The sequence below is a fragment of the Streptomyces spinoverrucosus genome, from assembly GCF_006539505.1.
Taxonomy (GTDB): domain Bacteria; phylum Actinomycetota; class Actinomycetes; order Streptomycetales; family Streptomycetaceae; genus Streptomyces; species Streptomyces spinoverrucosus.
Map to the genome: position 1 here is coordinate 41291 of NZ_BJND01000063.1, position 11849 is coordinate 53139.

Genomic DNA, 11849 nt, shown 5'->3' on the forward strand with positions numbered 1-11849 from the left:
GCGTGCGGCATGGCAACGCGCACGCGCAATCGACGGTGCCGCCTCCACCCTGCAACGCGCAGAGTCTTCACGGCCGCGCCGGCGAGCCGGTCGGCCGCCCCGGGTACGGGCGGCGGGCCCCCAGCGCGTCGGTGTGAGCAAGCGGGAGACCCAGAGCAAGAGTCGCAACCGGCAGGCGCAAATTCCTTGCTGAATCGCGCCCCAAACTGGGTGACTCTTTGCCGCTTCGAAGGAAAGATAGCACAAGAAAGGCAAACAATGCGCGCGACATGCGGTCTATTTTCGCTTCATGGATGACGCATTGAAGGACCTCACTGGAACTCGCGGCGTGAACCCACTGCGGCAGCTGTCTCTGGAGCAGCTGCGGCAGCGCACGAGTATGAAGTGGACGACCTACCAGGACGACGTATTGCCACTGTGGGTGGCGGAGATGGACGTGCCGGTCGCCGAGCCCGTAGCACGAGCCATCCACAGTGCGGTGGAGCGCGGAGATACCGGGTATCCGGCCGGAACCGCCTACGGCGAGGCATTCGCGGACTTCGCCGCGCGACGTTGGGACTGGGACGACCTGGCTGTTGAGCGGACGGCGATCGTCCCTGACGTGATGCTGGGCATCGTCGAGATGCTCAAGTTGGTCTCCGGCCACGGGGACCCCGTCGTGGTCAACTGCCCTGTGTATCCGCCCTTCTATCAGTTCATCCGCAACGACGGCCGGCCGGTTGTCGAGGCGCCGCTGACCGAGGAAGGGCGGATCGACCTGACCACCCTGGAGGTCGCATTCCAGAAAGCCACCGGTCGCGGCGGGCGGCCGGTGTATCTGCTGTGCAGTCCGCACAATCCGACCGGCACCGTACACACCGCCACTGAACTGACCGATGTTGCCGAGCTTGCGCGCAGGTACGCCGTGCGCGTCGTGGCGGACGAGATCCACGCTCCCATCGTGGCTGCCGGAACCTCCTTCGTTCCTTACCTGAGCGTGCCGGGCGCGGAGAACAGCCTGTCGGTGATGTCCGCCTCCAAGGCATGGAACCTGGCCGGTCTCAAAGCCGCCCTCGCCATCGCCGGCCCCGAGGCCGCCGACGACCTGGCCCGCCTCCCCGAGGAAGTCAGTCACGGCCCCAGCCACCTCGGCGTCATCGCCCACACCGCGGCCCTACGGGAGGGCGGTGCCTGGCTCGACAGCCTGCTGGCCGGACTGGACGAAAACCGTCATCTGCTCGGCGATCTACTGTCCACCCACCTGCCCGCCGTGCGCTGCCGCCCAGGCCAGGCCACCTACCTGGCCTGGCTGGACTGCCGGAAACTGGCCCTTGGCGACGACCCGGCGGCCGTCTTCCTGGAACGAGGCCGGATCGCCCTCAACTCCGGGATGGCCTTCGGGCCGGGCGGAGCGGGGTTTGTCCGTATGAACCTGGCCACCTCCCCGGAAATCCTCGCCGAAGGGGTCCGCAGGATGGCCTCCGTACTGTGAGTTCGTCGACTCGAAAGGGACGTGATGGGTAGCCTCTGCGGTCCGCTCAGCAGGACTGCGTAGGTAACCGCCCGTCCTGTGCGCCGCCGCAGAGCCGTGCCGCGTCTCAGAGGCCGGCCCATGCGATCCGTCTTCGGCCACTCTTGGTCTCACTGACGAGCTCCCGATGCCCCAGGAGGGGGTCCCATCCAGGCGGGGCGAGAAGCGGGCCTGGGCATTCGGTTCCGCGCGTCTCTCAGCCCATTGGCATCTCAGCGATGAGTCCATGCGCAATTGAGGGAAACAGGCGCGCCTGAGCCCGGATACCGCCGTGCGGGGTCTCCAGGCTCCTCCTGCGGATGCCCACCCTGGAAGACACCGGCGCACGTGGCTGACCCGCCGTCCGATGCCGCTTACGGGCGGATGCGGGCAGCGGGTCGTGCGCCGCGACTGTCCTTTACAGTTCGGGCGTCCGGGCTGTCGCGTGCTCAGACAAGCGTGGTGACGACGTCGACCGGGTTAACGAGGGTGTCGCGGATGGGCGAACGGCTCTCGACGAGGGAGATCAGCTCTTCGAGCTGCTCGCGGGTGGCATCAGGGGCCTCGATGTGGACGCGAACGCGCAGCTGCTGCACGCCCGGACGGATTGCGGTGTCGATACCGAGGAACCCGCGCAGGTCGATGTCGCCTTCGAGCTCCAGCCGGAAGCTCTTGAGCTCGATGCCGCGCGAGGCGGCGTTGGCGGTGAGTGTGACGGTGTAGCAGCCTGCCAGCGCCTGCAGAACGTACTCCGCGGGCGAGACCGCGGTGTCGGTGCCCAACAGCGCGGTCGGCTCGTCGCTGGTCATCGTGTACTTCGCCACACGCTGCTCGTCGCGCTCACCGCCCTGCGTCAGGGCGCCGGTCTGCGCCTTGATCCGGAAACCGCCCTGCCACTTACCGTCGACAGCGAAGGTGACCTGGCCGAGCTTGGGAGTGGCCCGAACGGCGTCGATGGTCTCCTGCAGAGCCTTTACGTCGATCTCGTTGACTACGGACATCAGTACTGGTTCCTCCGATTGGCGTGGGGCGGTCAGGGTGAGCGATGGCAGCGGCCATCGGACCGCCACTCAGGACTGAGAAATGTGTCGCGGCGCGGCGCACACTTCGCCCCTGAAGAAGCAGTCGACCGCGCTAACTCTCTAAGACGAGGCTAGGCGGGATCGACCGCTATATTTTTGCCACCTTTGCTAGCAGCCGGATAGATTGGGGAGAGAGTTGCCCATTGACCGGGTGGATCGCGAAATTCTTGCGGAGCTACAGAAGGACGGTCGCCAGACGATCACGGAACTGTCGGAGAAGGTCCGGCTGAGCATCTCGCGTTGCCAGCGGCGGCTGCGCGAGCTCGAGCGCGCAGGCGTGATTCGCGGATACAAGGCAGTGCTGGATCCGGAGGCGATGGGACTCGGCTTCGAAGCGCTGGTCTTCGTGACGCTGCAGCGGGAGGATCAGTCGACGCTGGCGGCCTTCGACGAGGCCGTCGCCGCAATTCCCAACGTTCTGCAGGCACAACGCCTTTTCGGCGATCCCGATTGCCTCCTGCACGTCGTGGCCGTCGACCTCGCCGACTACCGGAAGCTCTACGAAGGGCAACTGACCAGGCTGCCAGGTGTACAGAAACTGACCTCCACCATCGTCATGAAACACATCGTCGAGGCGCGCCCACTCCCCACCTGAGACGACGCCCCGCCACCCCGCTCGGCACTGGGCCCAATGCCGGCACGAGCGGCCCTGGTGGTGTCGCCGCTGACGCCGGTGGACGACCTGCGTCAGCGGCGGTTGCCCCCTGCGGCGCGGGGGTCAGGTCGCGGGTCGTGTACCAGTTGCAAGGTTTCGTCGAAGCGCTTGGTGGCACGGAGCCGGGCGGCGTACGCGGGTCAACCGCGGTCGCCGGTGATGGCGAAGTCGATCCAGGCAATGTGCATGGTGTCGGCGAGTGCTCCGAGGGCACGGGGCCGATCAGGCCGGTGAAGCGCAGGATGTCGAAGACGAAGGCGAGTTCCCCCGCGCGGCGGGCGCCGAGTCGGCCATCAAAGGTGGGCGACTGCAGAGCGCCCAGACGCTTCTCCACCACGGAGGTGACACACATTCCATGCGCGGGCGACCTCGACCGGCTGCGGCCCGCATCAGGCGGTGCCGCCCTCGGTGACCTTCACGGCTGCGGCGGCGTAGCGCCGACGGACGGTTTCGCGCAGGTACTTCAACATAGAGGTATGTCGAAACAGCAGCTTGAGGTGATCGGCCAGGATGCCGCCCGCTGCCCGGGACCCTCGTCCGCTCCGCTGGACGAGGGCCAGGCGGCCGAGCTGGCGAAGGTGTTCAAGGCTCTCGGTGACCCGCTCCGGCTCTCCCACCACCTCAAGCTCCTGCGCCAGGCCGGTCTCATCGACTGCGAGCGCCGTGGCACGTGGGTGTACTACTGGGTGCTGCCGGCGGCTCTCGACCGGCTCGCCGTGTTCCTGAAGACGCCGACTGCGGTCGAGGCGCTCACGTGAGCGCCTCCCTGGGGCGCCGTGCCCTGGCCGAGGCCGTCGGCTCGGCGGCGCTGGTCGCGGTGGTGGTCGGCTCCGGCATCCAGGCCACCGAACTGTCCGGGACGTCGGCGTCCAATTGCTCGCCAACTCGCTGGCCACAGTGTTCGGCCTGGGCGTGCTCATCGTGCTGCTCGGGCCTGTCTCCGGCGCTCACCTCAACCCTGTCGTCACGCTTGCCGCCTGGCTAACTGGCCGTCGCGCAGGCGACGGGCTCACGGCGCGGGACGTGGGGGCGTATGTCCCTGCCCAGATCGCTGGTGCGGCAGCGGGTGCCGTCCTGGCCGACGCCATGTTCGGCAAGCCGCTGGTGAGGACCACATCCGCGGCCTGCTCGCCGACCTCGGCGTGGAGCCGCGCCTATAGCGGCCGCCTGGGCATCGTCAATCACGAACGCATCGGCTTCTGCAATGGCGGACGCCTGTCTGTGAACTGCCGCTTCGCATACGCGACTTCGCGAGCCAAGCACGCGGCGGTGACGCGGGCCACACATAATGCGTCTCCGATTTGAGACGTTCGGGCCAATTGGTCTAGACAACAAACAAACCCCAGGCCACTGGCCTGGGGTTTCATCATGGAGCGGGTGACGAGAATCGAACTCGCGCTCTCAGCTTGGGAAGCGACGGCGCTTGAGCAAGCTCTAGGGCTCTGACCAGCGTAGACGCCTGATCCATGGAGTGGTCGGATGGGCCTGGATGCGCCGCTGTTGACCGCTGTTTACCGCCCTTACGGGCACGCTATGGGCACGCAGCTCCAGGGAGGGACGCTCGGCATGCCCCGTAGCCCCGCAGGCTCGCGAGGAGGGCTGCGCCAGGGTGCGCGGCGATGCGGCATTGCGGCAGCACATGTATGGCCTGGTGCGCGGCGTCACATCCGGGATCTCAGCACCATATCCGGACTTCCTTGGATGGAGGTCTACGGCAGAGAGAACGCCGAGGAGCCCGACGGGCAAACGCAGCCCCCGGACCGAACCGCCCAACGTCCGTCATCGGGTGCCGCAACCCCATCGCCGCCGATGGTGACGTGCGCCACCTCGACCCCGACCCCCAGCGGCCCAGCTGAACCGGCACCAGCGGTTTCGGCGAGGGCAACCGCAGGTCGGTCGGCTACGGTGGCCTGTCACTGCCACCACGGAACGCGAGGCCGACGTGCTATTCGGCTCAGCAGCGGCCCCCGCATGCCGGGTGCGGCGTCTGACTGCCTGGGCCTACGCCTGCTGGGGCGTGGGGGTGTGGGCGAGTCGAGCGCGCAGGCGGGCCGCGTCCTGGCCGGGCGGGAGGCCGTAGGTGCTGCGGTACTCGCGGCTGAACTGGGTGGCGCTCGTGTATCCGACCGCCTGTGCGATCCGGGCCGCGGTGGCGCCGCCCGCGACCAGGCGCCGCTGTGCCTCCTGCAGGCGCAGGTGTTTCTGGTACTTGAGCGGGCCCATGCCGGTGGCCGCTTTGAAGTGCCGGTGCAGGCTGGCGGGGCTCATGTGTGCCACGGCGGCGATCTCGTCGATTCTGAGCGGCTCGGTGTAGCGGGCGCAGATCCATCGGGCCACCTCGCGCATCCGGGCCGTGGTCGAGTCGTCCAGTGACCACTGGCGCAGGACGGGGCCGAGGGAGCTGCGCAGCAGCCGGTAGAGGATCTCGCTCTCGACGCGGGTGGCGAGGGGGCGGATGTCGTCGGGGGGTCGAGGAGCTGGACTCGACCTGGGCCTTGACCGTGGTTCTCCGCCTCTAAGCACGCCATGGGCACGGCCTGCGGGAAAGCCCGCCATTCGGACACCGAGAAGGACCCGACAGCCCAGGTACCAGGGGCCTGGTCAGCAGGAGGTGTCCGAACAGTAGGCACCACCCGGGCGCCGTATGAGGAGAGTGCCGGGGAACGGGGAGGCGGAGGGCGCGACGGAAAGCGGAGCGGAGGTAAATGGGTGGCGGAGTGTGGTCTATTTCAACAACCCCTGTCCCGGTAGCCTCACCTGTGGCCAGTAGCGCACCAATCCCCCCACCCCCCAGGTGTGCGTGCCGGTGTGGACGACACCCCCCTATCTCTGCCTCTGGCAGCCGGGTGACCTCCCCCGTTCGCCGCCTCTAGGAGGATCACGGTGAAAGTTCGCACCAGAAGCTCGGCGATCATCGGCACCCTCTGCCTCGTCGCTTCCCTCGCCTTGACCACGGCGTCCGCCGACGAGCTCAGCGCCCCACGCCAGGCAGCGAAGGTCGTGCTCAAGAAAGTGGCCACGGCCCAGAATCCAACCGCCGGCGCCGCCGGTCCCGGTGGCACGGTCTGGATAGCCGAACGCGCAGGCAAGGTAAGGGTCTTGGACGATGAGGGGCTCGGCGAGCCCGTCCTCGACATATCCAGCGAGACCACCACCAACGGTGAACGCGGCCTGCTGGGCGTCGCGTTCGACAAGGAGTTCGCGCACTTCTACATCTCGTTCACGAACCTCCAAGGCACCAGCACCGTGGACGAGTTCGCGGTGCGGGACGGAAGGATCCAGCCGGACACCCGGCGCACCGTCCTCACCCAGACACAGCCCTACGCGAACCACAACGGCGGCGACATCGCGTTCGGCCCCGACGGCTACCTCTACATCGCGCTCGGCGACGGCGGCTCGGGCGGCGACCCGCACGGCAACGGGCAGAACCTCGACACGCTGCTCGGCAAGCTACTGCGGATCGACCCGAGCGGCGGCAAGCCGTACGCGATCCCGCCGGACAACCCGTTCGTGGACGACCCGAACGCGAAGGACGAGATCTGGGCATACGGGCTGCGCAATCCGTGGCGGTTCTCCTTCGACGCGGGCACGGGCGACCTGCTGATCGGGGACGTCGGCCAGAGCGCCTGGGAGGAGATCGACTGGGCCCCGGCAGCCAGCAAGGGCGGCGAGAACTACGGCTGGTCCCAGATGGAGGGCAACCATCCCTTCCGGGGCGGCACGGAACCCGCGAACCACGTACCGCCGATCCACGAGTACGACCGCAGCGGGCTGGGCTGCTCGGTGACCGGCGGATACGTCTACCGAGGCGAGGCGATCCCGGATCTCAAGGGTCAGTACGTGTTCAGCGACTACTGCGACGGCACCATCCGTGCTCTGCAGATGGAGAACGGCGAGGTGACCGGCGTGAGCGACCTCGGAGTCGACGGCGGCCGGGTCGTCTCGTTCGTGCAGGGAGGCAAGGGCGAGCTGTACGTGCTCGACCTGCGTGGCAGCGTCTCCCGCATCGACCCGGCGTAACGACCACTGGATGTGGAAGCCGCCGAGTAGCGAGTGTCACCCAGGTCGGCTGGATCACCTCCGGCATCTCCGGCCCGCCTGAGACCAGCCCGCCGCCCCGGCCCGAGAACCTCGACCTCCTTCGGGTGCAGGACCTCGGGTCGGGGCTCTCCGGGCTCGGCCCGGAACCGGCGGCAGGCCGGCTGGCCCTTTCGTGGAAGCACCGTCAGATCCCCTCAGTCGGCGGGTACGCGCGAGACTTGGCTCAGGACTTCGGCCGGCGAGTGATGGCGCCAGACCCGGCCGATCTCTTGGGGAGTTTGCACGGTGTCCCCTTCAGTGGCCTTCGTCCTGCCTTTAGGGCACGCAGAGGGCACGCCACCCCCAAATTGGACTAAACAAGCAACCAACCCCAGGCCGCTGACCTGGGGTTCATTATGGAGCGGGTGACGAGAACGAATCGTCCGCCGGTGGTCAGTGATGCTGGTGATCGCCGGGTGTCTCGGCCATCGGGTTCCATTCCGTGACGCCTGTGACGTCCGTCGCCCGTAGTGCCTGGAGGTAAGCGGGAATCCGACTCGTCTTGACGCTGCCGTGGTGGCAGGCGAGGGTCTGCGGGTGCACGGCCTCGATCTTGTCAAGGGCATGGTCGAGGTGGGCCCGTGAGGGGAAGATGCCGACGCTGCGGTACATGTCGATCATGTAGTCGCTCTGATCGGCGTCCGTGGTCGCTCGCCCGCTGTCCGGTCCGATGAACACGTCCGAGCAGAAGACCGTGTGTGTGGTCGCGTCCCAGGGAAGCATCGACTCCCAGGTGTGGACGTACGGAGTGATCAGGAACCGTAGGCGGTGGGTGCCGAGGTCGAGCTCACCGCTGCCGTCGACCGCCAGCGGATCGCGGTCCGCGAGATCGCCGTTGACGCCCGCGCCGATGGGACTGCACACCGGCAGGGCGTGCGGTGCCCGGTGCAAGTAGAGATGGAGCGCCCCGGACTCGTCGCCCTCGAAGTGCGGCACGACCAGGTACCGGAGGCTCGCCGGGTCGATCAGCTGTGACACCGCGCGGTAGGTCTCGTCGAACGCCCGGCGGAAGCCCGTCTCGACGAGCGTAGGAGCCTCGTCGCGGATCAGGAAGAAACTGGTGGTGAAGTCCAGTTCCGGATCGGTCATCACGTTGATGCGGAAGATGTCCGCTGCTACCTCGTCGACGGCAGCCATCACGTCCTCCCTGCGGTGAAGGCGGTGATCCGCCCCGACACCGCCCACGTGGTGAGGCGTCTTCCTCATGAAAGACCTCTCTGCCAGAGAAGGTCGTCCAGAACGGCAGTGCAACCCACCCTCGGACTTTCCCGCCTCCACCGATTCCGGCATCACCGACTTCGGACCCCTTGCACCTGTGACACGGTGCGGTCTGTGCGCGCTGAGCAGAGTGCGGTGCGTTGCTCTCGCTGCTCAGCGATCCAGCGGACGGGGAGCACCGCGGTCAACGGTGGCGAGGGACGAGGTACGTGGTGCTGGTCGCGGACCGATACCGGCTGGACGAAACCATCGGCCGGGGCGGCATGGGCGAGGTCTGGCGTGCCACCGACGAGTTGCTGGGCCGGACCGTGGCCGTCAAGCTGCTCGCCGCCGAGGCGGACGACACCACGACGCAGCGCTTCCGCCGAGAGGCGGAGATCGCCGCCCGGCTCAACCACCCACATGTGGTGGCGCTGTACGACGCCGGATCCCACCAGGGCCGTCCTTACCTGGTGATGGAGTACGTCGAAGGCCGCAGCCTGGCTCAGGAGCTGTCCGCCCGGGGCGGGCTGGCCCCCGAGTGGGTCGCCGACCTCGCGGCGCAGATCGCGGCGGGCCTGTCCGCCGCGCACCAGCAGGGCGTCATCCACCGGGACGTCAAGCCCGGCAACCTGCTGCTGTCGGCCGATGGCACCGTGAAGATCGCCGATTTCGGGATCGCCCGGATCGCCGACGAGGCCTCGGTCTCCCTGACGGCCACCGGGCAGCTGATGGGTACCAGCACCTACCTGGCCCCCGAGCGAGCCCTGGGACGACCGGCCGGTCCCGCGTCCGACGTCTACGCCCTCGGCTGCGTCCTGTACGAGCTTCTCACCGGCCACCCGCCCTTCCAGGGGGACACCGCCGCAGCCGTCGTGCACCAGCACATCTCCGCCACACCCGCCCGGCCCGGGCAGCTGCGGTCCGGACTGCCCGGCAGTCTGGAGGACTACCTGCTGCGGCTGCTCGCGAAGGAACCGGGCCACCGGCCCACCGCCGAACGCGTCAGCGACTGGTTCGCCGCCTGGAGGGACAGCCGGACCGCCCCGTCGCCGGCGCCGGGCGCCGTGATGCCCACGGCTCAGCTGCCCGGCGCCGCTGTGACCTCGTCGGCACCGCTCGCCCGGCGGCGCTCCACGGTGCTTCTCGGCATCGCCGGGGTGGTCATCTTCGGCGCCTCGTTCCTGGTCGGCACGACCCTGATCAACGAGGCGAGCGCCCCGCCCGGGAAGTCCCGTCCCTCCCCGTCGAGCACCACATCGGCGACCTCGGCGGTCACGGAACCGTCGGTCGACGAGCAGACCACGGCTGCCACTACCGGCTCCGCGCCCCCGGAACCATCCGCCCTCCCGACGCCGCAGCAGACCACGCCTCCGCCCCCGATCCCGACGGTCAGCCCGACGACCCCGTCCGGCAGTTCCTCGCCGTCCACGACCTCACCGCCCAAGCCCGGCAAGAAGAAGAGCGACAAGCCCAAGCGAGAGGGCTGACCACGGCACCAGCGTCGGCCGTGGCCCGGGGCGATGACACGGGGGCGGGCCGGGCCCCCGCAGGGGTTCCGGCCCGCCCGGATCCTCCGAGGAGGCGCCGCGTCAGCGGAAGCGGACCCGCACGCTGTCACGTGCCGTCTCAGTGCCGCGTTCCACCAGACGTACGACGATGGTGCGGTGGCCGACGCCGTAGGAGGACGTGGTCAGCCGGAACGACCAGTCGGCGAGACCCTCGGCGGGACGCCAGGTGGCCGGGTCCACGGGAGCGTTGCGGCTGACGACCTGCCACTCGACGCGGGCGTCGGGGACCGCCCGGAAGCTCGTCCGTGTGGCCTGCGACGGAGTGCTGTCCCGCACCGCGCGGGCGTACAGCACGTGTTCGCCCGCGCCGAGGCGCCCGACCCGAACGCGCCAGGTACCCGTGGCCTCGTCGAGTTCCGCAGAGAGCGGGGAGGCGAAGGTGCCGTCGTCCACGGACACCTGCACCCGGCGGGTTTCCGGACGGCCGCCGACACCTTCGGGGTCGGTGCCGGCGTCGGGGAAGGTGAACCGGCCGCCGGCCACGACCGTTTCGCCCTCGCGGACTTCGCCGCCGTCCGCGGGTGCCTCGATGGTGGCGCCGAATTCAAGGCCGGAGGGCGGCAGCGCGGCCGGGTCGACCGTGAGCCTCGTGGCGTGGTCGCCCTCGTATCCCACCGCGAGCAGGGCGGTGGTGTCGGAGAGCAGTTGGACGGTGAGCTGCTCCCCGGTGAAGGCGTGCCGGGCGGTCTCGAACTCGATGGTGAGTTTCGTCCAGGAGCCGGTGACCGGCTGGGTCGTGGCCTTGCCACGGCCGATCTCCCGGTCGGTGGCGAGCAGGACGACGGACGGGCCGACGAGTGCCGCCGGGGCCCGCGTCCGTACGTACAGCTCGGCCCGCACCTTCGAGCCCGCGGCGAGCGGTGCGTCCAACGTGTCGGTGGACGGATGCGCGGCCGTCGGCAGATACGGCGCTACGGAGGACAGGGTGTCACCGACGGCGCAGCCGTCCGCGTCCCCCGCCCGGTCGGTGCGGTCCATGGTCCGCTCGGCGCCGCAGTCGGGCCCCTGGTGCAGGTAGTAGCTGAACGCCCGCTCGGAGTACGTCTCTTGGGGCTCAGCAGTTCGCTGCGCGGCCAGCGTCCCGCGCAGTACACCCAGCGTGCCGTCCAGCGTCGCCACGTCGTCGAGGCCCGCCGAAACGCCGCTCGGCAGCGGTGCGGGATCCTCGGCGCCGTCCCCGTCCCGGTCGTAGCCGCCCCAGATGCTGTCCCGTACGGCCCGGTCGGCGGCGAAGAAGTCGTCCTCGACGGGGCGTTCGGGCAGCAGGGCGTGGCCGAGCAGCACGTCCGTGGCACGGCGCGCGGTCTCGGGGGTGGCGGCGCCGTAGCCCTCGAAGAGGACGTTGCCGGCCGTGTGCGGTGAGGCGAGCGGCCAGCTGGCGGACGGCAGGTTGTCCTCGCCGAGCGGGAAGGCGTTCTTCAGGACGGCCTCGCGCAGCTCACCCCGCGTCAGCCTGCCGTCCTTGAGGTACACGCTCCCGTCGAGCGCGGTGCCCTCGGCGACGACCTGGCCGCTCTTCTGCCCGGCCCGCCCGTCACCGATCGCCTCGCGCACCCGCTGAAGCGTCGTTCCGAAGACGCCGGCTGTGTACGGCGTCGCTGCCGAGGTGCCGCTGAACTGGTCCTGGCACAGAACACCGGTGTGGCAGGCCGAGGGAAGGCTTCCGATGCCCCAGGACGACAGGTGTACGGGCATGCCGTCGCCGACGACGGCCCGCCGGTCGTCGCGGCGCAGCGCGCCGACGGTGATGTTCCAGTCGGGTCCGGTCTGGTCCG

Annotated in this window: 8 protein-coding genes and 2 pseudogenes; 6 read left to right on the forward strand and 4 right to left on the reverse strand. The window is 69.1% G+C overall.

What is annotated here, in order from left to right; genetic code table 11:
• The first annotated feature begins 289 nt into the window (after positions 1–289).
• Positions 290–1471, forward strand: a complete 1182-nt coding sequence (locus SSP24_RS33535; RefSeq protein WP_141313736.1) for a MalY/PatB family protein — start codon at positions 290–292, stop codon at positions 1469–1471.
• A gap of 467 nt (positions 1472–1938) precedes the next feature.
• Here the strand turns inward: SSP24_RS33535 and SSP24_RS33540 are convergent, their stop codons facing one another.
• Positions 1939–2490, reverse strand: a complete 552-nt coding sequence (locus tag SSP24_RS33540; RefSeq protein ID WP_141313737.1) for an OsmC family protein — start codon at positions 2488–2490, stop codon at positions 1939–1941.
• 223 nt (positions 2491–2713) lie between these two features.
• On the opposite strand from SSP24_RS33540, the gene SSP24_RS33545 reads away from it, so the two are divergent.
• From SSP24_RS33545 to SSP24_RS33555, 3 genes and pseudogenes are all read left to right on the forward strand, one after another.
• On the forward strand, positions 2714–3166 hold the full coding sequence (locus tag SSP24_RS33545; RefSeq protein ID WP_141313748.1) for an Lrp/AsnC family transcriptional regulator: 453 nt from the start codon (positions 2714–2716) through the stop codon (positions 3164–3166).
• Between the two features lie 536 nt (positions 3167–3702).
• The gene (locus SSP24_RS33550) at positions 3703–3984 is read left to right on the forward strand and encodes an ArsR/SmtB family transcription factor (RefSeq protein ID WP_141313738.1); all 282 of its coding nucleotides are present in this window, start codon (positions 3703–3705) and stop codon (positions 3982–3984) included.
• Positions 3981–4336 (forward strand): annotated as a pseudogene (locus SSP24_RS33555) (aquaporin); the annotation flags it as partial. The gene SSP24_RS33550 and the pseudogene SSP24_RS33555, both read left to right, overlap by 4 nt.
• A gap of 891 nt (positions 4337–5227) precedes the next feature.
• On the opposite strand, the gene SSP24_RS33560 reads toward SSP24_RS33555, so the two are convergent.
• Positions 5228–5749 carry a helix-turn-helix domain-containing protein gene (locus SSP24_RS33560; RefSeq protein ID WP_308439656.1) on the reverse strand — a complete coding sequence of 174 codons (522 nt, stop codon included), beginning with the start codon at positions 5747–5749 and terminating at the stop codon, positions 5228–5230.
• A 360-nt stretch (positions 5750–6109) separates the two neighbouring features.
• Between SSP24_RS33560 and SSP24_RS33565 the strand changes: the two genes are divergently transcribed.
• Positions 6110–7246: a PQQ-dependent sugar dehydrogenase gene (locus tag SSP24_RS33565; protein WP_167529776.1), complete on the forward strand. Its 1137-nt coding sequence runs from the start codon at positions 6110–6112 to the stop codon at positions 7244–7246.
• Positions 7247–7699: 453 nt separating this feature from the next.
• Here the strand turns inward: SSP24_RS33565 and SSP24_RS33570 are convergent, their stop codons facing one another.
• Positions 7700–8443 carry an oxygen-binding di-iron domain-containing protein gene (locus tag SSP24_RS33570; protein WP_141313739.1) on the reverse strand — a complete coding sequence of 248 codons (744 nt, stop codon included), beginning with the start codon at positions 8441–8443 and terminating at the stop codon, positions 7700–7702.
• A 290-nt stretch (positions 8444–8733) separates the two neighbouring features.
• On the opposite strand from SSP24_RS33570, the gene SSP24_RS33575 reads away from it, so the two are divergent.
• Complete coding sequence (locus SSP24_RS33575; protein ID WP_308439657.1) at positions 8734–9993, forward strand: serine/threonine-protein kinase; 1260 nt, start codon at positions 8734–8736, stop codon at positions 9991–9993.
• A gap of 102 nt (positions 9994–10095) precedes the next feature.
• Here SSP24_RS33575 and SSP24_RS33580 read toward each other — a convergent pair.
• Positions 10096–11849, reverse strand: a pseudogene (locus SSP24_RS33580) (S8 family serine peptidase); the annotation flags it as partial.

Excerpts from the sequence above, each read along its gene's own strand:
- SSP24_RS33535 (WP_141313736.1), top strand. The coding sequence starts at position 290 with ATGGATGACGCATTGAAGGACCTCACTGGAACTCGCGGCGTGAACCCA.
- SSP24_RS33540 (WP_141313737.1), bottom strand. The coding sequence starts at position 2,490 with ATGTCCGTAGTCAACGAGATCGACGTAAAGGCTCTGCAGGAGACCATC.
- SSP24_RS33550 (WP_141313738.1), top strand. The coding sequence starts at position 3,703 with ATGTCGAAACAGCAGCTTGAGGTGATCGGCCAGGATGCCGCCCGCTGC.
- SSP24_RS33570 (WP_141313739.1), bottom strand. The coding sequence starts at position 8,443 with ATGGCTGCCGTCGACGAGGTAGCAGCGGACATCTTCCGCATCAACGTG.